Source organism: Tardiphaga sp. 841_E9_N1_2, assembly GCF_051811065.1.
Lineage (GTDB): Bacteria > Pseudomonadota > Alphaproteobacteria > Rhizobiales > Xanthobacteraceae > Tardiphaga > Tardiphaga robiniae.
The window spans coordinates 1,251,175-1,275,403 of record NZ_JBPWQC010000001.1; the positions used below are offsets into that span (position 1 = coordinate 1,251,175).

At 62.1% G+C, this 24,229-nt stretch carries 24 protein-coding genes; 11 read left to right on the top strand and 13 right to left on the bottom strand.

Annotated elements, in window-relative coordinates:
- Window positions 1-15: 15 nt before the first annotated feature.
- A complete protein-coding gene (locus AB8A50_RS05900) occupies window positions 16-774 on the bottom strand; it encodes a hypothetical protein (RefSeq protein WP_439071728.1) in 759 nt (252 codons plus the stop codon).
- 66 nt (window positions 775-840) lie between these two features.
- Between AB8A50_RS05900 and nthA the strand changes: the two genes are divergently transcribed.
- Together nthA and nthB are read left to right on the top strand one after the other, a co-directional pair.
- Window positions 841-1,467, top strand: coding sequence for a nitrile hydratase subunit alpha (gene nthA, locus AB8A50_RS05905; RefSeq protein WP_439077139.1), 627 nt, complete (start codon window positions 841-843; stop codon window positions 1,465-1,467).
- Complete coding sequence (gene nthB / locus AB8A50_RS05910; RefSeq protein WP_089264323.1) at window positions 1,464-2,123, top strand: nitrile hydratase subunit beta; 660 nt, start codon at window positions 1,464-1,466, stop codon at window positions 2,121-2,123. Before nthA ends, nthB begins: the two co-directional genes overlap by 4 nt.
- 5 nt (window positions 2,124-2,128) lie before the next feature.
- Here nthB and AB8A50_RS05915 read toward each other — a convergent pair whose 3' ends face one another.
- On the bottom strand, window positions 2,129-2,827 hold the full coding sequence (locus AB8A50_RS05915) for a Crp/Fnr family transcriptional regulator (protein WP_089264322.1): 699 nt from the start codon (window positions 2,825-2,827) through the stop codon (window positions 2,129-2,131).
- Between the two features lie 254 nt (window positions 2,828-3,081).
- Here AB8A50_RS05915 and AB8A50_RS05920 point away from each other — a divergent pair, with 254 nt between their 5' ends.
- Genes AB8A50_RS05920 through AB8A50_RS05940 form a run of 5 tightly spaced genes read left to right on the top strand, consistent with a single transcriptional unit; the run spans window position 3,082 to window position 7,261 of the window.
- Window positions 3,082-3,279: a nitrate reductase gene (locus AB8A50_RS05920; RefSeq protein ID WP_184516569.1), complete on the top strand. Its 198-nt coding sequence runs from the start codon at window positions 3,082-3,084 to the stop codon at window positions 3,277-3,279.
- 9 nt (window positions 3,280-3,288) lie between these two features.
- The gene (locus AB8A50_RS05925) at window positions 3,289-3,585 is read left to right on the top strand and encodes a chaperone NapD (protein ID WP_184516572.1); all 297 of its coding nucleotides are present in this window, start codon (window positions 3,289-3,291) and stop codon (window positions 3,583-3,585) included.
- Between the two features lie 12 nt (window positions 3,586-3,597).
- On the top strand, window positions 3,598-6,093 hold the full coding sequence (gene napA / locus AB8A50_RS05930) for a periplasmic nitrate reductase subunit alpha (RefSeq protein ID WP_439077140.1): 2,496 nt from the start codon (window positions 3,598-3,600) through the stop codon (window positions 6,091-6,093).
- Complete coding sequence (locus tag AB8A50_RS05935; RefSeq protein WP_439077141.1) at window positions 6,066-6,560, top strand: nitrate reductase cytochrome c-type subunit; 495 nt, start codon at window positions 6,066-6,068, stop codon at window positions 6,558-6,560. Before napA ends, AB8A50_RS05935 begins: the two co-directional genes overlap by 28 nt.
- Window positions 6,561-6,565: 5 nt before the next feature.
- Window positions 6,566-7,261 (top strand): NapC/NirT family cytochrome c, encoded by a 696-nt coding sequence (locus AB8A50_RS05940; RefSeq protein WP_089264317.1) that lies wholly within the window; start codon window positions 6,566-6,568, stop codon window positions 7,259-7,261.
- A 37-nt stretch (window positions 7,262-7,298) separates the two neighbouring features.
- Here AB8A50_RS05940 and AB8A50_RS05945 read toward each other — a convergent pair whose 3' ends face one another.
- The 4 genes from AB8A50_RS05945 to AB8A50_RS05960 form a co-directional block, all read right to left on the bottom strand.
- A complete protein-coding gene (locus tag AB8A50_RS05945; protein ID WP_439077142.1) occupies window positions 7,299-8,276 on the bottom strand; it encodes a Bug family tripartite tricarboxylate transporter substrate binding protein in 978 nt (325 codons plus the stop codon).
- 108 nt (window positions 8,277-8,384) lie between these two features.
- Window positions 8,385-9,362: a Bug family tripartite tricarboxylate transporter substrate binding protein gene (locus AB8A50_RS05950; RefSeq protein WP_439077143.1), complete on the bottom strand. Its 978-nt coding sequence runs from the start codon at window positions 9,360-9,362 to the stop codon at window positions 8,385-8,387.
- Between the two features lie 53 nt (window positions 9,363-9,415).
- Window positions 9,416-10,849 carry an FAD-binding oxidoreductase gene (locus tag AB8A50_RS05955; RefSeq protein ID WP_439077144.1) on the bottom strand — a complete coding sequence of 478 codons (1,434 nt, stop codon included), beginning with the start codon at window positions 10,847-10,849 and terminating at the stop codon, window positions 9,416-9,418.
- A gap of 13 nt (window positions 10,850-10,862) precedes the next feature.
- Window positions 10,863-11,606, bottom strand: a complete 744-nt coding sequence (locus tag AB8A50_RS05960) for a FadR/GntR family transcriptional regulator (RefSeq protein ID WP_439077145.1) — start codon at window positions 11,604-11,606, stop codon at window positions 10,863-10,865.
- 304 nt (window positions 11,607-11,910) lie between these two features.
- Here AB8A50_RS05960 and AB8A50_RS05965 point away from each other — a divergent pair, with 304 nt between their 5' ends.
- Window positions 11,911-12,675 carry an SDR family NAD(P)-dependent oxidoreductase gene (locus AB8A50_RS05965; protein ID WP_093759102.1) on the top strand — a complete coding sequence of 255 codons (765 nt, stop codon included), beginning with the start codon at window positions 11,911-11,913 and terminating at the stop codon, window positions 12,673-12,675.
- 86 nt (window positions 12,676-12,761) lie between these two features.
- Window positions 12,762-13,661: a dihydrodipicolinate synthase family protein gene (locus tag AB8A50_RS05970; RefSeq protein ID WP_093758564.1), complete on the top strand. Its 900-nt coding sequence runs from the start codon at window positions 12,762-12,764 to the stop codon at window positions 13,659-13,661.
- On the opposite strand, the gene queC is transcribed toward AB8A50_RS05970, so the two are convergent.
- A complete protein-coding gene (gene queC / locus AB8A50_RS05975) occupies window positions 13,658-14,374 on the bottom strand; it encodes a 7-cyano-7-deazaguanine synthase QueC (protein WP_439077146.1) in 717 nt (238 codons plus the stop codon). The two genes, AB8A50_RS05970 and queC, sit on opposite strands and share 4 nt — an antisense overlap.
- Window positions 14,375-14,493: 119 nt before the next feature.
- Here queC and mazG point away from each other — a divergent pair, with 119 nt between their 5' ends.
- Both mazG and AB8A50_RS05985 read left to right on the top strand, forming a co-directional pair.
- Window positions 14,494-15,318 (top strand): nucleoside triphosphate pyrophosphohydrolase, encoded by an 825-nt coding sequence (mazG, locus tag AB8A50_RS05980; RefSeq protein ID WP_439077147.1) that lies wholly within the window; start codon window positions 14,494-14,496, stop codon window positions 15,316-15,318.
- Window positions 15,319-15,349: 31 nt separating this feature from the next.
- Window positions 15,350-16,135: a sulfite exporter TauE/SafE family protein gene (locus AB8A50_RS05985; protein ID WP_439077148.1), complete on the top strand. Its 786-nt coding sequence runs from the start codon at window positions 15,350-15,352 to the stop codon at window positions 16,133-16,135.
- A 17-nt stretch (window positions 16,136-16,152) separates the two neighbouring features.
- Here AB8A50_RS05985 and hflX read toward each other — a convergent pair whose 3' ends face one another.
- The 6 genes from hflX to ntrC all read right to left on the bottom strand — a co-directional run bounded on the left by hflX (window position 16,153) and on the right by ntrC (window position 24,227).
- On the bottom strand, window positions 16,153-17,544 hold the full coding sequence (gene hflX, locus AB8A50_RS05990; RefSeq protein WP_439077149.1) for a GTPase HflX: 1,392 nt from the start codon (window positions 17,542-17,544) through the stop codon (window positions 16,153-16,155).
- A 23-nt stretch (window positions 17,545-17,567) separates the two neighbouring features.
- Window positions 17,568-17,813 carry an RNA chaperone Hfq gene (gene hfq / locus AB8A50_RS05995; RefSeq protein WP_068731834.1) on the bottom strand — a complete coding sequence of 82 codons (246 nt, stop codon included), beginning with the start codon at window positions 17,811-17,813 and terminating at the stop codon, window positions 17,568-17,570.
- A gap of 187 nt (window positions 17,814-18,000) precedes the next feature.
- Window positions 18,001-18,858: a D-amino-acid transaminase gene (locus AB8A50_RS06000; RefSeq protein ID WP_089264306.1), complete on the bottom strand. Its 858-nt coding sequence runs from the start codon at window positions 18,856-18,858 to the stop codon at window positions 18,001-18,003.
- 45 nt (window positions 18,859-18,903) lie between these two features.
- The gene (ntrX, locus tag AB8A50_RS06005) at window positions 18,904-20,274 is read right to left on the bottom strand and encodes a nitrogen assimilation response regulator NtrX (protein ID WP_089264305.1); all 1,371 of its coding nucleotides are present in this window, start codon (window positions 20,272-20,274) and stop codon (window positions 18,904-18,906) included.
- 32 nt (window positions 20,275-20,306) lie between these two features.
- On the bottom strand, window positions 20,307-22,592 hold the full coding sequence (locus AB8A50_RS06010; RefSeq protein WP_439077150.1) for an ATP-binding protein: 2,286 nt from the start codon (window positions 22,590-22,592) through the stop codon (window positions 20,307-20,309).
- Window positions 22,593-22,784: 192 nt separating this feature from the next.
- Window positions 22,785-24,227: a nitrogen regulation protein NR(I) gene (ntrC, locus tag AB8A50_RS06015; RefSeq protein ID WP_068731842.1), complete on the bottom strand. Its 1,443-nt coding sequence runs from the start codon at window positions 24,225-24,227 to the stop codon at window positions 22,785-22,787.
- Window positions 24,228-24,229: the final 2 nt, after the last annotated feature.

The window sequence follows — 24,229 nt, forward strand, 5'->3', positions numbered from 1 at the left end:
ATGGCCTCATGTGAATCACAAATGCGCGTCGGGTTTGCTCACGCTTCCGGGCGGCGGAAACCGGATCGTGGTGCCCAAAGTGATCCAGTTGGAATTCTCCCCGGTGATGTTGCGGCCATAGATCACATCGACCGAGAAAATGTCGTTGGGCCGATAGCGCACGCCGGTCTGGACGCGCGGCTGGATCACGCTGGCGAATTCGGCGCGGCCCGCCTGCCCGTACAGTTCCACTGTGTATTGCAGCACGTCGGTGAATTTCCAGTCGAAGCCGACGCCATAGGTGAAGTAGTGGCGATCGAGCACGCGATCCCACAGCCAGCCGGCATTGAGATTGATGCGTGTGGTTTCGGAAAAACGATAGGTCGCCGGAATTTCGGCGAACACCGCTGTGTTCTGGCCGGTCACGGCGTCGAATGTGCCGCTGGCCAGCGCCGATACGCCGAATTTTCCGATGCCGGTCGGCTCGAGATTGATCTTCGCTTTCGGCGCCAGTGTGGTGCTGAACTCGCCATCGGAGCGGCTGTGATTGGTGAGCACGCTGAGTTCGACCGGACGCGTAATCTCAACGACACAGGACGGATTGGCCACCGCTGCGAAGTCGCTATTGGTGGCCATCGAATACCAGCTCTCGACCTTGCAGGAGCCGAGGTCCGAGATATCCGCCGCATCGACCGCATAGGCGCCATTGGCCGCCTCCGCATGGCCCGAAGCCACCAGCAGCGCGACCAGAACGAAGCCGAACAGCGTCAGCGCGCGATAACGAGGAGCAGCCATGCTGTAGACCTAGCTGAGTCCCGAAATACTCGACAGAACAATCGCGCCTCGCTTATCCTGCTTGGCATGAGCGAACACCATCATGACCACGACCACGATCATTCCGAATTGTCGGACACCGAGCTGCGCGTCCGTGCACTCGAGACCATCCTGATCGAGAAAGGCTATATCGATCCGGCGGCGCTGGATGCGATGATCCAGGCCTATGAGACCAAGATCGGGCCGCACAACGGCGCCCTGGTGGTCGCGAAAGCCTGGACCGATCCGGCCTTCAAGGAAGCGCTGCTGGCCGATGGCTCGGCGGCGGTCGGCACCCTCGGCCATGTCAGCCGCACCGGCGATCATCTCGTGGTGGTCGAGAACACGCCCGAGCGCCATAACATGGTCGTGTGCACGCTGTGCTCCTGTTACCCTTGGGAAATGCTCGGCTTGCCCCCGGTCTGGTACAAGGCCGCGCCCTACCGCTCCCGCGCCGTCAAGGATCCGCGCGGCGTGCTGGCAGACTTCGGCTTCACAATCCCGAATGACACGGAAATCCGCGTCTGGGACTCGACGGCTGAAACGCGTTTCCTGGTGTTGCCGATGCGTCCTGCAGGCACCGAGGGCTGGAGCGAAGAACAACTGGCCGAACTGGTCACGCGCGACTCCATGATCGGCACCGGTCTCGTCCTGACGCCGGGAGCCCCGTCGTGAACGGCGTCCACGACATGGGCGGCATGGACGGCTTCGGCAAGGTCGAGCCGGAACCGAACGAGCCGATGTTTCATGCCGAGTGGGAATCCCGCGTGCTGGCCATGGTGCGTGCCATGGGCGCGGCAGGCGCCTTCAACATCGATGCCTCGCGCTTCTATCGCGAGACGCTGCCGCCGGAGGTCTATCTCTCCAGCAGCTACTACAAGAAATGGTTTCTCGGCCTTGAGGATATGCTGGTCGAACGCGGCTTCCTCGCTGCAGACGAGATCAAGGCCGGCCACGCATCCGTGCCGCCGAAGCCGCTGAAGCGCGGCAACTTCACCGTTGATAGTGTCGAGCGCGTGCTGACCCGCGGTTCATTCACGCGCCCTGCTTCGGCGCCTGCCGCATTCGCGATCGGCGATCGCGTGCGGATGAAGAACATCCATCCGACAACGCATACGCGGCTGCCGCGCTATGTCCGCGGTCATGTCGGCGTGATCGAGCGGATACACGGCGCGCATGTCTATCCCGACACGGCGGCGCATGACCAAGGCGAAAATCCGCAATGGCTTTACACCGTCGTGTTCGACGGCGCCGAACTGTGGGGACCCGATGGCGATCCGACCCTGAAAGTGTCGGTCGAGGCGTTCGAGCCATATCTCGACCCGGCGTAATTGCCTCAGTGCGCCCGCACGTCGCCCGCCAGGCCCGCGAGTCTTGCGGGATCGATGACCGTCAAGCGGCCGCGACCGGCTTTCAGGATTAGCATCCGGTTCCAGGCCGAAACGGTGCGGCTGACCGTGAACAGCGTGGTGTCGCTGAGTTCGGCCAGTTCCTGGCGCGAGATCCTCAGTTCGATCGGAACGCACTCACCATCCGGATCTCCTTCCCGCACCAAGCGTAGAACGATCCGTGCGATACGTCGATCGGCATTCTCACTCGTCGCCTCGTGAAGACGGCGCAGCAGATGATCGGTTTGCCGTCCGACGATACCGAGGACATTGATCGCGAGCTGCGGGACAACATGCATCAGTCCGCTGAAGCGATCGGCGGACCAGCACAGCAGTTCGGTCGCGACTGTGGCGCGCAGGGTTGTCGGGCGAGAAAAATTGCCGAACATCGATGCGGCTCCGGCGAGATCGCCGCGTCGCATGAATTGCAGCGTTTTCTGCGCGCCATGCGCATCGATCATTGTCTTCTTGAGCTGACCATCGATGACCACAGCGATTATCGCCGGTACGTCGCCCTGTTGCCAGAGCGAACAACCGCAATCCAGAACGTGCTTTCTGCCAGCTTCGATGACGATGCCGCGTGCGCCCTCGTCCAGGCCCGCAAAAAGCGGCGTTTGACCAAACGAATTGCACATCTCACGATCCATTGCTCGCCTTCCGGAACGAACGATTTCGCCGAGCAGCTGTCGCAATCAAATAAAACTGTCATCAAAGATACTGATGCGAGCGGCTCTGCACGACGACATCGCGATCAGAACAACGATATCAAATAAATCCTCCGCAGAGTTTGTTGTTTGATCCAGCGCAAAGAAGGTGGGCGCTGCAGCAGGCATATTGCCCTCGCTCTAGGCGAATCTCGCCTCTTCTCCAGGCATATGGCCGCAAACCGAAGGGGGAGCGTATGGTGACGGACCAGAATATTGCTCAGCCTGCAGAGGCTCAAAGACGCAACAGCCGCATGTCGGAGTTGCTCGTCTTTCTCACGATCGTCGTTCTCATCTGGCCCGTCGTCGCGGTGGGCGTGGTCGGCGGTTACGGCTTTCTGGTCTGGATGATCCAGATGATTTTCGGCCCGCCCGGCCCGCCTCTGCTTCACTAGGACTTTCACATGACAGACAAACTTACCAGACGCGCTCTGTTGACCGGCGCGACCGCCGGCGCGTCCGCGCACGACAATGAGCACATCTCCAGCGCCGTCGTGTCGGTGCTTCCGGCCCATATCGACGCGGTATCTGCGCGGTTGTCGAACCTTCCCGGTGTCGAGATACATCACCGCACGGCCTCCAAACTCGTGGCGGTCCTCGAAGGGCCAGGCAGCGGCTCACTAGGTGCGATGCTCGCAGACATCTCATCATGGCCGGGCGTGCTCTCGGCCAACATGGTCTTCGAACAGCGTCTCGACTAGGAGAACGACGAAATGCCCCTTTCGCGGCGTGATCTACTCAAGGCTCAGGCAGCAGCCATCGCTGCAGCGGCGGCTGGCATCAACGTTCCGACAGCCGCTCAGTCGATTGCCGGCGGCGTCGGGTCGCTGTCCATCAAATGGTCGAAGGCGCCGTGCCGGTTCTGCGGCACCGGTTGTGGCGTCATGGTCGGCGTCAAGGACAACAAGGTCGTCGCCACCCATGGCGACACGCTGGCGGAAGTAAACCGCGGCCTGAACTGCATCAAGGGCTACTTCCTCTCCAAGATCATGTACGGCGCCGACCGCCTGACCACGCCCCTCCTCCGCAAGAAGAACGGCGTGTTCGACAAGAACGGCGAACTCACGCCGGTGAGCTGGGACGAAGCATTCGACACCATGGCGCAGCGCGCCAAAGCGACGCTGAAAGAAAAAGGACCGACTGCAATCGGCATGTTCGGATCGGGTCAGTGGACGATCCTCGAAGGTTATGCCGCGACCAAGCTGATGCGCGCGGGTTTCCGCTCCAACAATCTCGATCCCAATGCACGGCATTGCATGGCGTCCGCGGCCGTGGCTTTCATGCGCACCTTCGGCATGGACGAGCCGATGGGATGCTATGATGACTTCGAGGCCGCCGATGCCTTCGTGCTGTGGGGCTCGAACATGGCCGAGATGCATCCGATCCTGTGGACGCGCCTCACCGATCGCCGCCTTGGTCATCCGCATGTGAAAGTCGCGGTGCTCTCGACCTTCACGCATCGCAGCTCTGACCTTGCCGACATCCCGATCGTGTTCAAGCCGGGCACTGATCTGGCCATTCTCAACTTCATCGCCAACCACATTATCTCGACTGGTCGCGTGAACACCGAATTCGTCAACAACCATACGACGTTCGTGAAGGGCACGACGGACATCGGCTACGGGTTGCGTCCCGAACATCCGCTGGAGAAGAAAGCCAAGGGCGCAGCCACGGCCGCAGCGACGACGCCAATCGATTTCGCGGCCTACGCCGAATTCGTGAAGGACTATTCGCTCGAGAAGGTGTCGAAGCTGACCGGTGTCGAGCCCGGCTTTCTGCTGGAGCTCGCCGAGCTCTATGCCGATCCGAAGCGCAAGGTGATGTCGCTCTGGACCATGGGTTTCAACCAGCACGTCCGCGGCGTCTGGGCCAACCAGCTCGTCTACAACATCCATCTGCTGACTGGCAAAATCTCCGAGCCCGGCAACTCGCCGTTCTCGCTGACGGGCCAGCCATCGGCCTGCGGCACGGCGCGCGAGGTCGGCACCTTCGCGCACCGCCTCCCCGCCGACATGGTGGTAACCAACCCGGAGCACCGCAAGCACGCTGAAGAAATCTGGCGCGTGCCGCATGGCCTCCTGCCCGACAAGATCGGTTATCACGCCGTCGAGCAGGACCGCATGCTGCATGACGGCAAGCTGAACTTCTACTGGGTTCAGGTGAACAACAATGTGCAGGCGGCGCCCAACAGTTCGGGTGAGACATATCCGGGCTATCGCAACCCCGCCAACTTCATCGTCGTATCGGATGCCTATCCGACGGTGACGGCGATGTCCGCCGATTGCGTGTTGCCGGCGGCGATGTGGGTCGAGAAGGAAGGCGCCTACGGCAATGCCGAACGACGCACCCATGTCTGGCGCCAGCTGGTCGATGCGCCCGGCCAGGCGCGCTCGGATCTCTGGCAGCTGATGGAGTTCTCCAAGCGGTTCACGACGGACGAGGTGTGGCCCGCCGACCTCCTCGACGCCAATCCGAACTACAAGGGCAAGACGCTGTTCGATGTGCTGTATCGCAACGGCGAGGTCGACAAATTTCCCGTCGGCGAAATCCCCGCTGACTATGGAAACCACGAGTCCAAGGACTTCGGTTTCTATGTGCAGAAGGGGCTGTTCGAGGAATATGCCACGTTCGGCCGCGGCCATGGCCACGACCTTGCGCCCTGGGACGCCTATCACGAGGTGCGCGGCCTTCGCTGGCCGGTGGTCAATGGCAAGGAGACCAAGTGGCGCTACCGCGAAGGTCTCGATCCCTACGTGAAGCCGGGCAAGAAGATCGAATTCTACGGCAACCCGGATGGACGCGCGCGCATCATCGCGGTGCCCTATGAGCCGCCGGCCGAGTCGCCCGATGCTGAGTTCGATCTCTGGCTGGTGACCGGCCGTGTGCTGGAGCACTGGCACTCCGGTTCGATGACCATGCGCGTCCCTGAACTCTACAAGGCGTTTCCCGGCGCGCGCTGCTTCATGCATGCCGAAGACGCGCGAGCACGCGGCTTGAACCAGGGCGCCGAAATCCGGCTGATGTCGCGGCGCGGTGAGATCCGCACGCGCGTCGATACGACCGGACGTAACCGCATGCCCCGCGGCGTGGTGTTCGTGCCGTGGTTCGATGCCAGCCAGCTGATCAACAAGGTCACGCTGGATGCAACCGACCCGATCTCCAAACAGGCGGACTTCAAGAAATGCGCGGTCAAGATCGTTTCCGTTTAAGTGCGATGAAGACGGTCGTCGCGGCAATCATCGCCGGCACCATGGTGCTGGTGTCCGGTGCGATCTATGCGCAGTCTGTCCAGACAACGCCACGGATCGTGCCGCGCGTCACCGGCGCAGCGCAGCCGATGGGCGACGTTCCTGCGCCGCCCTTCCCGCGGCCCGTCACCGACGACAAGCGCGTGATGCGGAACTATCCGGAGCAGCCGCCGGTCATTCCGCATTCGATCGAAAACTATCAGCTCACGCTGCGGGCCAATCGCTGTCTTGAATGCCATCGCCGCGAATATACCGAAGGCTCCGGTGCGCCGATGATCAGCATTACGCATTTCATGGATCGCGATGGCCAGATGCTCGCCGATGTGACACCGCGACGCTATTTCTGCACGGCCTGCCACGTGCCGCAAACCGATGCGCGTCCGCTGGTGCCGAACACCTTCACCGACATGAAGGCATCCGGCAGGTGAGCGCCATGAAGTGGTTGATATCCAAGTTTCTGTGGTTCTGGCGCATCGCCAGCCGACCGGCCACGCATATCAGTCTCGGCGTGCTGGCGCTGGGCGGCTTCCTCGGTGGCGTGATCTTCTGGGGCGGTTTCAATACGGCGCTGGAAGTCACCAATACCGAGAAATTCTGCACCGGCTGTCATGAGATGCGTGACAACGTGTATCAGGAGCTGCAGCGAACGCCGCATTTCGCCAATCGATCCGGCGTGCGTGCCACCTGTCCGGATTGCCATGTGCCGCATAACTGGACCGACAAGATCGCGCGCAAGATGCAGGCGTCGAAGGAAGTGTGGGGCAAGATTTTCGGCACGATCTCGACGCGCGAGAAGTTCCTCGACATGCGTCTGGAGCTTGCCAAACATGAATGGGCGCGCCTGAAGGCCAATGACTCGCTGGAGTGCCGCAACTGCCACTCGGCGATCGCAATGGATTTCACCAAACAGGCGCCCCGCGCGGCGGCGATCCATGCCAAGTTCCTCGTCACCGGCGAGCGCACCTGTATCGATTGCCACAAGGGCATCGCGCATGAATTGCCTGACATGTCCGGGATCGAGCCCGGCTGGAGCGCCCCGGCCGAACTTCGCGACCGCCATAGCCACCACACGCCCGATGCGGATCGGTTGTCGCGCTATCTGGCATCGGTGAAGGAGACGCAGCCGTAGGGTGAATGAGCGAAGCTGACCCACCCTACGGCACAGCTCAGTTCATCGTGATGTTGGCCTTCTCGATCACGCCCTTCCAGCGCTGCGTTTCGCTGGCGATGTATTTGGCGAAGTCATCCGGCGGGACCGCCACGGCGACGGCGCCGAGTTCGGACATCTTTTTCTTCGTCTCGGGCAACTGCATGAATTCGCGGATCGAGACCGACAGTCTGTCAGTGATGGCCTTCGGCGTGCCGGCCGGTGCCATGAAGCCGTGCCAGGCGACGGCCTCAAAACCCGGCAGGAATTCGGACACCGCCGGCAGGTTCGGATCGAACTCGGCGCGTTTCGGCGAGGCCGTTGCCAGCATCGCGAGCTTGCCGGCCGCCGCATGCGGCAGCAGCAGCGGCACGTTGTCGAAGGCGATATCGATCTGGCCGCTGAGAAGATCGGTCACCATCTGACTCGAGCCCTTGTAAGGCACATGCACCATCTTGGTGCCGGTCATCTGCTGGAACAGTTCGCCGGCAAGATGCTGCGTAGTGCCGACGCCGGCCGAGCCGAATGTCACCTTGTCGGGATTGGCTTTGATATAGGCGATCAGGTCAGGCACCGTGCGCGCCGCGATCCTGGCCGGGTTCACCACCAGCACATTCGGCACCATGCTGATCTGCGCGATCGGCACGAGATCTTTTTCGGGATTGTAGGACAGTTTTGCGCCATACAGCGTCGGATTGATCGACAGCGCCGAGGTGCTGGCAAGGCCGATCGTGTAGCCATCAGGCGTAGCGCGCGCGACGCGGGTGACGCCGATGATACTGCCGGCACCGCCGACATTCTCGATGATGACCGTCGCGCCCATCTTCTTTTGCAGATGTTCCGACACCATGCGCGCAAAGATATCGGCGGTACCGCCGGCGGCAAACGGAACGATGCTGGTGATCGGGCGGCTCGGGTAATTCGCGTCCTGGGCCGTCGCTTGCGTGAGCGTGCCGAGCGTCAGGCAGGCAGCCATCAGGATTGACCGAAGTCTCATTGAACATTCCTCCATGTGTTTTTCTATTTTGATCGTCGGCGTCCTTTGGTGGACGCTCGATATCGCAGGTGGTGACGAACATGACGTCGTCACCACCTGCGCGGTCGCCTAGTTCATCGTGACGTTGGCCTTCTCCATCACACCCTTCCAGCGCAAGGTCTCGCTGGCGATGTATTTGGTGAACTCATCCTGCGGAATGGCGACAGCCACCGCGCCGAGTTCGGCCATCTTCTTCTTGGTTTCCGGCAGGCTCATGAATTCGCGGATTTCCGCCGAGAGTTTGTCGACGATCGGCTTCGGCGTTGCCGCCGGCGCGATGAAGCCGTGCCATGCGACAGCCTCGAAGCCCGGTAGGAATTCGGCGACGGCCGGGACATTCGCATCGAACTCGGCGCGCTTCGGCGTTGCCGTGGCGAGCATCGCCAGCTTACCGCCGGCCACATGCGGCAGCAGCAACGGGACATTGTCGAAGGCGATGTCTATCTGGCCTGATATCAGGTCGGTGACCATCTGGCTTGAGCCCTTATAGGGTACATGGACCATCTTGGTGCCAGTCATCTGCTGGAACAGCTCGCCGGCAAGATGCTGCGACGTGCCAGGTCCGGCCGAGCCGAATGTCACTTTGTCTGGATTGGCCTTCATGTATTCGATCAACTCCGGCACCGTGCGGGCCTTGATGCGATCGGGATTCACCACGAGCACGTTAGGCACGATGCTCACTTGCGCGAAGGCCACCAGGTCCTTCTCCGGCTGGAACTGAAGCTTGCTGCCATAGAGCGAGGGCGCGATCGCCAGCGGCGATGTGCTGGCGAGGCCGATCGTGTAGCCATCAGGCTGCGCCTTGGCGACACGGTTGACGCCGATATTGCCGCCGGCGCCGCCCATATTTTCGACCAGCACGGTAGCGCCGAGTTTCTTCTGCAAATTCTCCGAGACCATGCGCGCGATGATGTCCACGGTGCCACCGGCCGCGAAGGGCACGACGATGGTGATCGGCTTGGTGGGGTATTTCGCATCTTGCGCGCTCGCCTGCCCGACGGCGCCCAAGGCGACGCAGGCGGCCATCAGGATGGATTTGATCTTCATGCGTGTTCCTCTTCTCGAATGAGTGTTCTGATGAATGCTTGCGGCCGCCTCGCTTATTGCGCAGGCAGCACTTTTCCGGGATTCATGATGTCGTTCGGATCGAGCATCTGCTTGACGCTACGCAGCAGCCGCAACTCGGTCGGCTTGGTAACGCGTGCAAGCCGCTCGCGATTGGCAATGCCGATGCCGTGTTCGGCACTGATGCTGCCGCCGAGCGCAACGGTCTCTTCATCGACGATGGTGTTGATGCCGCGGATCGTGTCCTGAATCTGATCCTTCTGGTTCTGTTCGAGGCCTGGAATGATCGCGAGGATGTGGATGTTGCCGTCGCCGATATGGCCATGCATCACGATGCGAGCGTCGGGCCGATAGGCAGCGATGCGCTTCTCCACCTGCGTGACGAACGTCGCCTGCTGCGACAAGGGCACGGCGCTGTCATGCGAGATGACGTAACCGGCGTTCTTGCTGCCTTCCGACACGCTGTGTCGGATCTTCCAGAACGCCGCAGCCTGGGTCTCGCTGGAGGCCACCAGCGCATCGGTGACCAGCTCGCGCTCATAGGCATTACTGAGCAACGCTTCGAGCGCTGCATTCAGATCGACTGACACCAGCGTGTCGACAAGCTCGATCAGCACATACCAGGGCGTATCCAGCTCGAACGGGATGTTCACCAGCGGCAGGTTCTCGGCGATCACCTCGATCTGGCCGCGCGACATCACCTCGAAGGCGCCGATGCGGTCACCGAGTTCGGTACGTGCCTGCGCGAGCAGGTCGAGCACCGCGTCGATGCTGTTCAGCTTGGCGAAGGACACTGCCCTCGCCCGTGGCTTCGGAAACAGCTTCAGCACCGCGCCGGTGATGATGCCGAGCGTGCCTTCGGCGCCGATGAAGAGCTGCTTGGTGTCAAAGCCTGTGGAGTCCTTGCGCAGGGCCGTCATCCCGTCGAGGATCTCGCCATCGGGCAGCACGACTTCGAGGCCAAGCGTGAGTTCGCGTGTGGTGCCGTAGCGCAGAACCGCGGTGCCACCGGCATTGGTGGAGAGATTGCCGCCGATCTGGCAGGAGCCTTCGGCTCCCAGGCTGAGCGGAAACAGGCGGTCGATATCGTCGGCCGCTTTCTGGATGTCGGCAAGGATGCAGCCGGCATCGACGGTGATGGAGTCACCGAGACGGCTGACGCTACGGATCTTGTTGAGGCGATCAAGACGCAACACGATCGTGGTGCGGTCGGCGAGCGGCGTGGCCGCGCCGCACATGCCGGTGTTGCCGCCCTGGGGTACGATGGCAATGCCGGCGGCCGCGCAGGCCTTGACGATGGAGGAGACTTCCTGCGTCGAGCCGGGTTTCACGACGGCCAACGCCTTGCCGTGATAGCGGCCGCGCCAGTCCACTACATAGGGTTCGAAATCGCCGCCGGGGCCGATGACGTGACGGGGGTCGCCGACAATGCCGGCGAGGGTTGCGAGAAATGCGGTATGGTCGGTCAATTCACTCTCCCCGTCACCGGAACGAGAGGTCGAGCAACCGGCCTTCGAACAGGCGGTCGCGCGACGTTTCGAGATGGAGACGCATGGCCGTGCGCGCTGCCTCGGCATCGCGGTCACGGATCGCTTCAAAAATACTGCTGTGTTCCTCGAACACCTGCTCAAGGCCGGGCCGCGGCCCCATCAGCGACAGGCCGTGCAGCTTCATGCCTACAGCGACGTGGTCCTTGAGGGCGTTCAGCGAGGTCGCGAAATAATGATTATTGGTCGCCTCGGACACGGCGAGATGGAAAGCGTAGTCGGCGTCTTCGCGATGCTTGCGCTTCTTCGTCGCCTCGCGCAGCAGGCCGAGCGCTGCTTCCATCTTGCCGAGATTGTCGTCGCTGCGTCGGAGCGCTGCAAAATGCGCGGCATCGGCTTCCATGGTGATGCGGAATTCGAAGCAGCGCTGGATGTCCGCGATGGTCTCCACCCGCGCGAAGCCGAGTGGCTGTTGTTGCGCACGCATCTGGACGAAACTGCCCGCGCCCTGTCGAGACGTGATCAGTCCGTCTTCGCGCAACCGGCCGAGCGCTTCGCGCAGCACCGGGCGGGAGACGTCGAACATGTCGGAAAGTTCGTGCTCGCCAGGCAGCTTCTGGTCCGGTGCGTAGTCGCCATTGGTGATGCGCTGCGCGAGTTCGCCATAGACCTTGTCGACGAGCGAACCACCGCGCGGACGCGGCGCTTCAGGCAATTCAGAGGGATCAATCGGCTTCATGATCGGTCAAACCGCGGCTCACAGGGATGGCGGCGGAGGTTTCGTGTGACAGTCCGATCGCCCGGGAGCGCCGTCGCATGGAAACACTTCCTCGCCCAAAAATTTCGGCGACCATGAGAGGCGACGGCAAACTTGTCAACATGTCAATGTCGTGCGGATAAGCTCTCAGGGTCGTATAGCATTGATATATAACAGTGAAATTGCTTGATCCGATCAGATGTCGTGCTGCATCGCACAAATGCTGATAACTTGTCAGGCTGCTGAAATCGTGGTCGAACGCTCGCTCAATCGGAAAGGACCAGGCGTGACCAACGGACTGAACGGCAAGGCTATCGTGATCATCGGCGCAAGCTCCGGCATCGGCGCTGCCGTGGCGAAGAAATTCGGCGCCCTCGGTGCCAGGCTGATCGTGCACTACAACGGCAATCCGGAAGGCGCCGAGGAAGTGGTCGCGAATATCCGAGCGAGTGGTGGCACAGCCGACCTCGTGCGCGGCGACGTGTCGGAGCGCGCTGAAGCTGCGCGCGTGATCGACGAGGCCCATGCCAAACTCGGTCGCATCGACGTGCTGATCAACAATGCCGGCGCCATGTTCGGCCGCACCTCCATCGCCAATGCCACCGACGAACAGTATGACGACGTGGTCGATCTCAACATCGGCTCGGTGTTCTTCGCCTGCCGCAAGGCCGCGAAGATCATGGAGGCGCAGCGTTCAGGCTCGATCATCAACACGACCTCGGTCGCAGCCCGTAATGGCGGCAGCGGCGGCGCCGGCCTCTATGGTTCGGCCAAGGGTTTTGTCTCGACCATCACGCGTGTGCTGGCGAAGGAACTGGCTCCGTTCAACGTGCGCGCGAATGCGGTGGCACCGGGCGTGATCATGACGCCGTTCCATCAGCGCTATTCGACCGCGGAGCAGCTCGAAGGCGCCCGCCAGGGCATTCCGCTGGGCCGGATCGGCACGCCCGAGGATTGCGTCGGCGCCTATCAGTTCCTCGCCGACGAGACCATGAGCAGCTACATCACCGGTCAGGTCATCGAGGTGAATGGCGGCCAGATCATGCCGTAACGTATTTACCTCTCCCTGCTTGCGGAAAAAAAAACAAGCGCTTCGTTAGAAGAACTCCTGCAACACGCACCCGAAAGAGCACAACGATGACAGCTCCCTTCCCGACCGGCGTCTACTGCGCCGCGACCACCCCCTTCAACGCCGACCTGTCGGTGGATCAGGGCCTGTTCACCTCCCACTGCCAGCGTCTACTCGATGACGGCTGCACCGGTATCGCCATGCTCGGCACGACAGGCGAAGCCAATTCGCTGTCATCACGCGAGCGCATGGCACTGCTGGAAGCCGTGGTGAAATCCGGGATCGCGCCGTCGAAGCTGCTGCCGGGCACCGGTGTTGCGTCGATCATGGAAACGGTTGAACTCACAAAGCACGCTGTCGCCAGTGGTGTCGGGGCCGTCGTGATGCTGCCGCCGTTCTACTACAAGGGTGTGTCCGATGATGGCATCGTCGATGCCTATACGGCTGTGATCGAGCGCGTCGCCGATCCGCGCCTGCGCGTCGTGCTCTATCACATCCCGCAGATGTCGGCGGTGCCGATCTCGCTCGACGTCATCGATCGGTTGCGCAAGCGCTTCCCGGAGATCGTGGTCGGTATCAAGGATTCCGCGGGCGAGTTCGCCAATATGAGCGCCATCGTCGACCGCTTCCCGGGTTTCTCGGTACTGGTCGGCGCCGATCCCCTGATGTTGAAGCTGCTGCCGATGGGCGGCGCCGGCTGCATCACGGCGACCTCCAACCTCGTGAGCCGCGAGCTCGCCACGGTGTTCAATGGTTACAAGGATCCGGCCAAGGCGGCCGAGGTTGCGACTGCGCAGGAGCGTATCGTCGCGGCGCGCAATGCGGTGTCCAGCTATGCGCAGCTTCCCTCGCTGAAGGTGCTGCTGGCGAAGCGCGACAATAATGACAACTGGCTGCGCGTGCGTCCGCCGCTGACAGGCCTCAGCGCTGCCGAAGCGGCCAAGGTCCGCGAGTCGCTGTCCGTCTAGGCAGCAGTTGCTGCGAATGCGCGCCAGCCTTTGGCGCGTAGTTCGCAGGCCGGGCACTTACCGCAGCCATAGCCCCAGTCGTGTAACGCGCCGCGCTCACCGAGATAGCAGGTGTGCGAGTGTTCGCGGATCAGGTCGACGAGGCCCTGCCCGCCGAGCTCATGCGCCAGCGCCCAGGTCGCCGCCTTGTCGCGCCACATCAGCGGCGTGTGCAGCGTGAAATTCTTGGCCATGCCGAGATTGAGCGCCTGCTGCAGCGCCTTGATGGTGTCGTCGCGACAATCGGGATAGCCGGAGTAATCCGTCTCGCACATGCCGCCGATGATGTGGGTGATGCCGCGTCGATAGGCCAGCGCCGCCGCGAATGTCAGGAACACCAGATTGCGGCCGGGCACAAACGTATTGGGCAGGCCGTCGGCCCCCATCTCGATGGCGACGTCACGCGTCAGCGCGGTGTCGGAGATGGCTGATAGCGTCGGGATGTCCAGCGTGTGGCTGTCACCGAGTTTCGTGGCCCAATCAGCATTCAAGGCCTTCACGCCCGCCAGCAGCTTGTCGCGGCTGTCGAGTTCGATGGCGTGGCGCTGGCCGTAAGCGAAGCCGAGCATCTCGACGCGCTTGAAGCGCGCCAGCGCCCAGGCCAGACAGGTTGCGGAATCCTGGCCGCCGGAGAACAGCACCAGCGCGGTTTGATCTGGGAAAGTGTCGCTCATCGGCTGCAGATAGCACTCTGCAGCCCTGTGTGAAAGACAGGCAAAACCGGGCATTTCCGCTGGGCCACGCCGCCGTCCTGCGGCATAGCAAAGGCTCCTGCTGTGAACCGTGGTGCCTCATGACCCCTTCCCGCGATATCGTCGGCCTGATTGAGATCATGGCCCAGTTGCGCACGCCCGTGACGGGGTGCCCATGGGATCTGGAGCAGGATTTCGCGAGTATCGCGCCCTATACGATCGAGGAAGCCTATGAGGTCGCCGATGCCATCGTCAGGCACGATCTCCACGACCTCTGCGACGAACTCGGCGATCTCCTGCTGCAGGTGGTGTTCCACGCCCGGATGGCCGAAGAGCAGAATGCATTCGCGTTCGGCGACGTCGTGGAGGCGATCACCCGCAAGATGATCCGCCGGCATCCGCATGTGTTCGCCGACAAGGACGGCAAGATCGCACCGACGGACGTGAAGGGGACGTGGGGGCGTATCAAGGCCGAGGAAAAGGCTGAACGCGCCGCCCGGCGCGGCGTTGAGGCCACGCCGCCCTCCTCATTCCTCGCCAGCGTCAAGGCCGGGCAACCCGCATTGAGCCAGGCCATGGAGCTGCAGACAAAAGCCTCCAGCGTCGGCTTCGACTGGAATGATCCGCGCGCGGTGCTCGCGAAAATCCGCGAGGAAGCCGACGAGATCGAAGCGGCACTCGATCGCGGCGACCGCGCCGAGGTGGCGGCCGAGACCGGCGACCTGATGTTCGCGCTGGTCAATCTGGCGCGCCATGTGGACGCCGATCCCGAACTCGCATTACGCGGCACCAACGTGAAGTTCGAGCGACGTTTTGGCTATATCGAACAGGCGCTGGCGGCGAAGGGACGGACCCTGCAGGAGGCGTCGCTCGAGGAGATGGATGCGCTGTGGAATGAGGCGAAGGGTAACGAAATCGCGGATTGAATGACTCGCAACCGCTAGGGAACAACCGACGATGACACTGACTGACGTCCTCGGCGGTCTTCTGGCGGGCGGTGTCGGCGGCATGGCGTCCGGCTTGCTCGGTATTACCAGTGGCGGAATCCTCGTCCCGCTGCTGGTGCTCCTGCTTGGCAAAGATCAGCACGTCGCCCAGGGCGTTTCTCTCGTCGTGCAGGTCGTGCCCACCAGTCTTTCCGGCGTCCGCAACTATCAACGCAGCGGCCATCACGTGCCGCCGCGCTGGCTTGCCTGGCTGGCCATCGGATTTGCAGTGGGTGGGTGCGTTGGCGCCTTGATCGCAACAACCGTTTCTGCTCGCGCGCTGCAATGGACTTTTGTCGGCTATCTGCTGGTTCTCGAAGTGATCGTCATCCGTCGGCCGTCACATCCCAAGCTCGAAGGCATTGCAGACGAAGCGAAAGAGGTGCCGTTACGCGGGTCAGCGCTCGTTGCCATCGGCGCGGTCGCGGGCTGGTCGTCGGGATTTCTGGGGATCGGCGGCGGGCTTGCGATCACCGCCTTGATGGCGGGCCTGCTGAAGGTGTCCCAGCATCAATCCCAGGCCCTTAGCCTTGCCGTCACAGCACTGCCCGTCACTTTACCGGCCGCCCTGCTCTATGTGCAGCAGGGCACAGAGCTGCCGTGGCTCACGATTGCAAGTCTGATCATTGGGCTGTGGATCGGTACCGGTCTTGGATCACGGCTGGCGAATCGCATGAGTCAGAGAGCTTTGCGGATGACACTCATCGCTGTCATCGCCGGCATGGCAGTGTTCATGGCGTTTAAAGCTGCCACCTGAACAACAACGGAGTTTCGTCAGGCACTCAGATCCACGACCGGATGCAGCACTGCACTGAACCGACTCATGACGATATCGCGTTTGGTCTCATCGACACGCACCACCATGTCGAAATGGCCGTCGTGCAGTTTTTTCACCAGTACTTCCGCATTGCGATGCAGCCAGCTCACGCCAGCGCCGTCCGCAGCGTCGATCGAAAGATCCAGCGTGATGCGGCTGGCGGCGAGCCGTGTTTCGATGGCAGCGAGCAGATCGTCGATGCCCTCGCCGGTTTCGGCTGAGACCATGAAGCACGGCTTGTCCAGCGGCCGCCGCGCCGCGATATTGGCGAGGTTCTCGCGCTCCTCCGGAGGGAAACGATCGATCTTGTTCCAGACTTCGAGAATGCGCGCTGTTGCATCCGTATCGATGCCGAGCTTGCGCAGCACGTTGTCGACGTCGCTTTGCTGCGCTTCCGCATCCTCATGCGAGATGTCGCGGACATGGAGAATGATGTCGGCTTCTAGTACCTCTTCCAGCGTCGCGCGAAACGCGGCTACGAGCTGGGTCGGCAGGTTGGAGATGAAGCCCACCGTGTCCGACAGCATGGCCTTGCCGCCATGCGGCAGCGTCAGCGCGCGCAGCGTCGGATCGAGGGTCGCGAACAACATGTCCTCGGCCTGCACGTCGGCGCGCGTCAGCCGGTTGAACAGCGTGGACTTGCCGGCATTGGTGTAACCGACCAGTGCAACAACGCGATACGGCACGCGCTGGCGGCCGGCGCGATGCAGGCGCCGCGTCGCCTGGACCTTCTTCAGATCGGCTTCGAGCCGCGCGATGCGGTCGCCGATCATGCGGCGGTCCGCCTCGATCTGGGTTTCGCCGGGGCCACCCATGAAGCCGAAGCCGCCGCGCTGGCGTTCCAGATGGGTCCATGAGCGGACGAGACGGCTGCGCTGATAATTGAGATGCGCGAGCTCGACCTGCAGCGTGCCTTCCTTGGTTTTGGCACGGCGGCCGAAGATTTCAAGGATGAGACCGGTACGGTCGAGCACCTTGGCCTTCAGTTCCTTTTCGAGATTGCGCTGCTGGATCGGCGACAGCGCGCAGTCCATCACCACGATGCCGATCTCGTTCGCCGCGATCAGGCCGGCGATCTCCTCGACCTTGCCCTTGCCGAGATAGGTGGCCGGGCGGATCTGACTCAGCGGCGCGGCAACGGCCTCGACCACGGTGAGGTCAATGGCGCGTGCGAGACCGACCGCCTCTTCGAGCCGGGCTTCCGTATCGCGGACATGAGAATAGGCTTGCGCGTCGGCGTCGCCCCGCCGTTCGCGCAGGTAAGGACCGACCACGAGAACGCGGCCGGTCGATTCGCTGCTGGCCGAGGGCCGGTCAGCAGCATTGCCTTCGAAGCTACGAAATTCCAATCAAGCGTCTCTCAGGAGTTCGCTCAAGCCGGATCCTCGCCACCCTCAAAAAGCTGAATCGGTGCGCCCGGCATGATGGTCGAGATCGCATGCTTATACACCAGCTGCGAGTGTCCGTCGCGCCGGAGCAGAAGACAGAAATTATCGAACCAGGTGACAATGCCCTGCAATTTGACGCCGTTCACCAGAAAGATCGTGAGCGGAGTCTTGGTCTTGCGTACGTGGTTGAGGAAGGTGTCCTGTAGATTTTGTGCGCGGTCTGCCGCCATTTTTTTTAATCCCGCAGTCTGTTTTGTTGCTTTTTTTGAACCCGGCGCAGCCCTCTCCGGGGCCTTACCAAGCTGCCGCACTTTCCCCTGAGATCCCCCTCCGGGAGCGCGACGACGTGATTAGACGGCAGGCGCGCTTTTTAGGCAAGCCGGATCGCGGAATTGGTGCCTAAAAGCCCGGCAAATTTTATGAAATCGCTGCGAATTTATGGAATTCCTGCCTCAGGCGCGTCGCGATACCACCAGGCTTGCCGTCGCCGATCGGTTTGCCATCGATATTGATGACCGGCATCACGATCTGACTCGCCGACGAGACGAAGGCTTCCGCGGCGTCATAAGCCTCTGCCGGTGTGAAGTTCCGCTCTTCCAGCTTGAGCTGCATCGAGGCCAGGACCTCGATCAGCACGGCGCGGGTGATGCCTGCGAGAATGCCTGACGCGGCCGTGCGCGTCACCACCTTGCCGTCCTTGGTGACGATCCAGGCGTTGCACGACGCGCCCTCCGTGACGAAACCGTCGGCGTCGACATACCAGGCTTCATAGGCGCCCTTGTCGCGGGCTTCCTGTCGCGCCAGCACATTGGGCAGCAGGCCAACGGTCTTGATGTCGACGCGCGGCCAGCGATTCTCCGCCGTGGTGATGACCTTCACGCCCTTGGCAGCAGTCGCCTGGTTCTTGGCGAAGTTGAGCGATTTCGCCGTCACGACCACGCTGGGTTTCACGTCCGGCGACGGAAATCCGTGATCGCGATGGGCGACGCCGCGGCTGATCTGCAGATAGACGATGCCGTAATTGATGCGGTTGCGGCGGATCACTTCCTGCATCACCACCTTGAGCGATGTCAGCGGCATTGCCTCGGCGATGCGCAGCTCCCGCAAGGAGCGCTGCATGCGCGCAATATGGCGAGGAAAGTCGACCATCTTGCCGCCGATGATCTCGCAGACCTCGTAAATGCCATCGGCGAACTGATAGCCGCGGTCCTCGACGTTCACGGCGGCATCGCGCAGGTTGACGTATTGACCATTCACATAGGCGATGCGCGACATGTTCGTTCCGAGGCTTGAGTTGAAGCTTGAGGTGAGGTGAGTGATTTAGCCGACGCCGAGCGCCTTGAGCTTGCGGTGCAAAGCGGAGCGCTCCATGCCGACGAATTCAGCGGTGCGCGAGATATTACCCGAAAAACGGCTGATCTGCGCAATCAGATAATCGCGTTCGAACACTTCGCGGGCTTCGCGCAGCGGCAGGCCCATGATGTGTTCGCCATTGTTGCTGGTCGGCATCGACGGCACCATCGAGCCCACGTCCTGCGGCAGCATGTCGGCGGTGATGATCACTTCCGGCCCGCCGCCGGCCAGGATCATGACGCGTTCGACGTTGTTGCGAAGCTGGCGGATATTACCCGGCCAGACATGGGACTGCAGGACCGCCATGGCGTCCTCGCCGATCTGTCGCTTCGGCAGGCCCGTCGCGATGGAGATCTGCTCCATGAAATATTCGATGAGCTCCGGAATATCCTCCCGATGCTCGGACAGCGGCGGCACGCGGATCGGCACCACCGAGAGGCGATGATAAAGATCCTCACGGAAACGACCTTCGGCGATTTCCTCTTCGAGATTACGCGCGGTCGACGAGATGATGCGGACGTCGACATTGACCTTGGTGGTGCCCCCTGCCCGCATGAAGGTCTGGTCGACCAGCACGCGCAGGATCTTGTTCTGGGTCTCGCGCGGCAGATCGCCGATCTCGTCGATGAACAGCGTGCCGCCATGGGCTTCTTCCAGAGCGCCAGCCTTGCGCGCCTGTTCGCCATTGGACTGTTCGATGCCGAACAGTTCGACTTCCATGCGCTCCGGCGTAATCGCTGCTGCGTTGATGACGACGAACGGCCCCGTGGAGCGGGCAGAGGCCGTGTGCAGCGTGCGCGCGGCGAGCTCCTTGCCGGCGCCCGACGGGCCGACGATGAGAATGCGGCTATTGGCCTTGGCGGCGCGATCGATGGTCTGGCGCAGCTGATTCATGGCGGCCGAGCGCCCCGTCAGCGAATTGGCGACCGGCGCGAGTTGCTTCAGTTCCTTGACTTCGCGTTTCAGGCGCGAGGTTTCCAGCGCGCGCGTCGCCACAAGGATAAGCCGGTCAGCCTTGAACGGCTTTTCGATGAAGTCGTAGGCGCCGCGCTTGATCGCTGCGACGGCGGTTTCGATATTGCCGTGGCCTGAGATCATCACCACAGGCAATTCGGGATTGTCGCGTTTGACCTGCTCAAGCAGTTGCAGGCCGTCGAGCTTGCTGCCCTGCAGCCAGATGTCGAGAAACACCATGTTGGGGCGGCGATTGGCGATTTCCGCGAGCGCGGAATCGCTGTCTCGTGCGGTGCGGGTGGTGAAGCCCTCATCGTCCAGAATGCCCGCAACAAGATCGCGAATATCGGCTTCGTCGTCGACGATCAGAATGTCATTTGCCATGGGTCAAAATATCCTGGTCACGTTTATTCTTGTCAGTTGCCGGTAGCGGCTTTGATCTTCGGTTCGTCATCAGGCGGGGATTCCGGTTCACTCTTGTCTGCGTCAGCCTTCTGACCGGAGATAGAAAACCGCAGTCGCATCCAGGCACCGCGCTGTCCTGGACGAACACTCGATGCGTCGCCAAGTTCGATGCCTCCACCATGATCCTCGAGCACCTTGCCGACGATCGCGAGGCCGAGGCCAGTGCCCTTCTCGCGAGTCGTGACATAGGGTTCGAGCAAACGCGACCTGTTGACGGTCGGCAGACCGATGCCGTTGTCAATCACGTCGATCAAGATCATGTCGTTCTCGCGCGACGCTGTGACATCAATACGACCTTTACCGAGTTCTTCTGGCGGCACGGCCTCTATCGCCTCTGTCGCATTCTTGATGATATTGGTGAGCGCCTGCGAGATCAGCCGGCGGTCGAACCGCGCGCGCATCGGCTCTTCCTTGATCTCGGCGGAGATGTCGAGGTCGGGGTGACCGACCCGCATCAGGAATACGGCCTGACGCACAGTGTCGGCGACATCCTCACCCTCGATCACGGGCTTGGGCATGCGCGCAAAGCGCGAAAATTCGTCGACCATGCGCCGGATATCGTCGACCTGCCGGACGATGGTGTCGGTGCATTGTTCGAAGATCGCCTTGTCATCGACGATGACCTTGCCGAATTTGCGCTTGATGCGTTCGGCGGAGAGCTGGATCGGCGTGAGAGGATTCTTGATCTCATGCGCGATGCGGCGCGCCACGTCGGCCCAGGCCGAGGTGCGCTGTGCAGAGACGAGTTCGGTGATGTCGTCGAGGGTGATGATGTAGCTGTCGCGCGACTGGCTGGTCTGTTCGGCGCTGACGCGCACCGACAGATTGCGCTCTTGCCCGTCGCGGGTGATCGTCACCTGCCCCTGCACCAGCCGCTGCGATCCCTCGCGTGCGGTCTGCATCAATTCATCGAGCTCGGGAATGATCTCGTGCAGCGGGTGGCCCAGCGTCTCGGACTCCGAATGTCCGACCAGCTTCTCGGCCGAGCGGTTGAGAATGCCGATCATGTTCGAGCCATCGACGCCGATGATGCCGGCGCTGGCCGATGACAACACGGCCTCGATGAAACGGCGGCGACTGTCGATGACGTCGCTGGCGCTGACCAGTTCGTCACGCTGGGTGCGCAGCTCCTGCGTCATCTTGTTGAAGGTCTCGCCGAGATGAGCGAGATCGCCCTCGGACTGGATCACCGGTACCTGGACATGAAGATCACCGGTCGAGACCATGTTCGCAGCGCCCATCAGGCGGCGGATCGGCGCCACCAGCCAGTTGGCGAAATTCAGTCCGATCAGCACGGCGGACATCAGCACCGTCAGTGCGATCACGGTGAACATCAGCGCGAAGGCGACCTGAATGCCGAGCCTGCGCGATTCCAGTTCGGCATATTCGGCCGCGCCGGCCTGGCTCTGGTTCATCTGCGCGACCACGCGCGGATCGAGCTTGCGGGCGACATAGAGGAACATGTTGTCGAACGCGCGCAATCGGATCACGGCGGCGACGTAATTTCCCTCGGGGATCACAGCGATGGCCGGCTCGGACGCGCTGACATTGACGAGGAAGTCTGCCGGCGGCGGTGAGAATTCCTGTTTGATGCCGGGCTGGTCGGGTTCGATGACGTTGCGATCCTTGTCGATCAACATGGCGCCCGGCAGATTGCGCGCGGTTGCATTTGCCATCATCAACGAACGGAACGTACCGCGGTCCTGATAGAAAAGCGGTTGGATGCGCGCGAGATCGTCGGCCATACCGAGGATATCACCGCCAATCAACTGGCCGTGCTCGTGCAGATAAGCGCTGGCAATCACGAGCGAATTGTTGATGACCGCCTTGGTCGGGCCGGAGAACAGCCGGTCGAGGCCGCGGTCGAGGGTCACATTGGCGACGATCGAGACGAGCACCGCCGGCAGCACAGCGATCACCGAGAACAGGCTGACGATCTGGACATGCAGCCGGGCCGCCGCCCTGCCCCTGCGACGCGCCTGGACGACCTTCCAGATCTCCCGCGCGATGATCAGGACCAGCAGGAGGACGCTGGCGGCATTGATCAGCAGAAAGGTGACGACGACCTGATGGGTCGGTGCGATCGGCGTAAGGCCATTCAGAACGAGGAAGGTCAGGCATGACGACAGGAGTGCCAAGCCAACGGCCAATGGCACGAACAGCCGCCGCAGGGTCCACCTGCGCGGCTCCGCCATCGACGGTTCATAGGCTGTAGCCGACGTGTCTGCGCTGGTCATTCCGACAATGTGGTGAGCGTGGACGCCGTGCGGCTGCCGGAGACAGCCCGGACCGCACTGATGCAATCATACAACAATGTTGCCCAATTACGACAAATCCACGGCGCAGACTAGCTAACGAAAACGCATACCCTGCGTTTTCGTTTGTTTTTGCGTCTCAAACCCTGGAATTGCTCGATCCCGCTGCCGGGATCAGCCGCCGGTTCGATAGACTTGGATATCGAGATCGCGAATCTTCTTCCGCAGCGTGTTGCGGTTGAGGCCGAGCAGATCCGCAGCGCGAATCTGGTTGCCACGGGTCGCGGCCAGTGCTGCGGTCAGCAGCGGTACCTCGATCTCGCGGAGAATGCGGTGATAGAGGCCCGGCGGCGGCACGCCGTTCGGGAAGCCGGAGAAGTGCGAGGACAGATAGACCTCGACGGCACCACCGAGATTATCCACGCCGGTCGGCGCGCTACCACCCGAGGCCACAGCGGGCGGCGCCAGTTCGCCGTCGATCACCGAGCCGGTAATGACGTCCTGCGGATAGAGTGCTGCCAGACGGCGCGCGAGGTTTTCCAGTTCGCGAACATTGCCCGGCCAGCGATGCTGCTTCATGCGCTCGAGCGCCAAAGCGTCGAGCTTCTTCGGCGGCAGGCCGTCCTTCTCCGCGAGTGCAAAGAAGTGGCGGATCAGATCGGGCAGATCCTCGATGCGCTCGCGCAGCGGCGGCAGGCGCAATGGCACGACGTTGAGGCGGAAAAACAGATCCTCGCGGAACAGGCCCTGCTGGATCAGGATGCGTAGATCCTTGTTGGAGGCGGCGACGATACGCACGTCGGTCTTGATCGGCGTGCGGCCGCCAACCGTCGTGTATTCGCCCTGCTGCAACACGCGCAGCAAACGGGTCTGGGCTTCCATCGGCATATCGCCGATTTCGTCTAGGAACAGTGTGCCGCCTTCAGCCTGCTCGAAGCGACCGGTGGCGCGGGCATTGGCGCCGGTGAAGGCGCCGCGCTCGTGGCCGAACAGTTCGGACTCGATGAGGTCGCGCGGGATCGCCGCCATGTTGACCGCAACGAACGGGCCATTGCGGCGCTTGCCGTAGTCGTGCAGCGCGCGGGCCACCAGTTCCTTGCCGGTGCCGGACTCGCCGGAGATCATCACCGTCAGATCGGTCTGCATCAGGCGGGCGAGGACGCGGTAGATTTCCTGCATCGCCGGCGAACGGCCGACCAGCGGGATCGAGTCGAACTCGCCGTCATCGGCGTGGCTTGCGACACGCTCCTTCGGCTCGGACAGCGCGCGACCGACGATGGCGATCAATTCCTTCAGATCGAACGGCTTCGGCAGATATTCATAGGCACCGCGCTCGGAGGCGCGGATCGCGGTCATGAAGGTGTTCTGCGCGCTCATCACGATAACCGGCAGATTGGGCCGCATCTTCTTGATACGCGGCAGCAGATCGAACGCGTTTTCGTCAGGCATCACCACGTCGGTGATCACAAGGTCGCCCTCGCCCTGGCTGACCCAGCGCCACAACGTGGCTGCGTTCCCGGTCAGGCGAACCTCATATCCGGCGCGCGATAGCGCCTGATTGAGGACGGTGCGGATCGCCGTATCATCGTCCGCAACCAGAATGCTACCTGCAGCCATCG

Excerpts from the sequence above, each read along its gene's own strand:
- AB8A50_RS05900 (WP_439071728.1), bottom strand. The coding sequence starts at position 774 with ATGGCTGCTCCTCGTTATCGCGCGCTGACGCTGTTCGGCTTCGTTCTG.
- nthA (WP_439077139.1), top strand. The coding sequence starts at position 841 with ATGAGCGAACACCATCATGACCACGACCACGATCATTCCGAATTGTCG.
- AB8A50_RS05915 (WP_089264322.1), bottom strand. The coding sequence starts at position 2,827 with ATGGATCGTGAGATGTGCAATTCGTTTGGTCAAACGCCGCTTTTTGCG.
- AB8A50_RS05920 (WP_184516569.1), top strand. The coding sequence starts at position 3,082 with ATGGTGACGGACCAGAATATTGCTCAGCCTGCAGAGGCTCAAAGACGC.
- AB8A50_RS05925 (WP_184516572.1), top strand. The coding sequence starts at position 3,289 with ATGACAGACAAACTTACCAGACGCGCTCTGTTGACCGGCGCGACCGCC.
- napA (WP_439077140.1), top strand. The coding sequence starts at position 3,598 with ATGCCCCTTTCGCGGCGTGATCTACTCAAGGCTCAGGCAGCAGCCATC.
- AB8A50_RS05935 (WP_439077141.1), top strand. The coding sequence starts at position 6,066 with ATGCGCGGTCAAGATCGTTTCCGTTTAAGTGCGATGAAGACGGTCGTC.
- AB8A50_RS05940 (WP_089264317.1), top strand. The coding sequence starts at position 6,566 with ATGAAGTGGTTGATATCCAAGTTTCTGTGGTTCTGGCGCATCGCCAGC.
- AB8A50_RS05945 (WP_439077142.1), bottom strand. The coding sequence starts at position 8,276 with ATGAGACTTCGGTCAATCCTGATGGCTGCCTGCCTGACGCTCGGCACG.
- AB8A50_RS05950 (WP_439077143.1), bottom strand. The coding sequence starts at position 9,362 with ATGAAGATCAAATCCATCCTGATGGCCGCCTGCGTCGCCTTGGGCGCC.
- AB8A50_RS05960 (WP_439077145.1), bottom strand. The coding sequence starts at position 11,606 with ATGAAGCCGATTGATCCCTCTGAATTGCCTGAAGCGCCGCGTCCGCGC.
- AB8A50_RS05970 (WP_093758564.1), top strand. The coding sequence starts at position 12,762 with ATGACAGCTCCCTTCCCGACCGGCGTCTACTGCGCCGCGACCACCCCC.
- queC (WP_439077146.1), bottom strand. The coding sequence starts at position 14,374 with ATGAGCGACACTTTCCCAGATCAAACCGCGCTGGTGCTGTTCTCCGGC.
- mazG (WP_439077147.1), top strand. The coding sequence starts at position 14,494 with ATGACCCCTTCCCGCGATATCGTCGGCCTGATTGAGATCATGGCCCAG.
- AB8A50_RS05985 (WP_439077148.1), top strand. The coding sequence starts at position 15,350 with ATGACACTGACTGACGTCCTCGGCGGTCTTCTGGCGGGCGGTGTCGGC.
- hfq (WP_068731834.1), bottom strand. The coding sequence starts at position 17,813 with ATGGCGGCAGACCGCGCACAAAATCTACAGGACACCTTCCTCAACCAC.
- AB8A50_RS06000 (WP_089264306.1), bottom strand. The coding sequence starts at position 18,858 with ATGTCGCGCATCGCCTATGTGAATGGTCAATACGTCAACCTGCGCGAT.
- ntrX (WP_089264305.1), bottom strand. The coding sequence starts at position 20,274 with ATGGCAAATGACATTCTGATCGTCGACGACGAAGCCGATATTCGCGAT.
- AB8A50_RS06010 (WP_439077150.1), bottom strand. The coding sequence starts at position 22,592 with ATGACCAGCGCAGACACGTCGGCTACAGCCTATGAACCGTCGATGGCG.
- ntrC (WP_068731842.1), bottom strand. The coding sequence starts at position 24,227 with ATGGCTGCAGGTAGCATTCTGGTTGCGGACGATGATACGGCGATCCGC.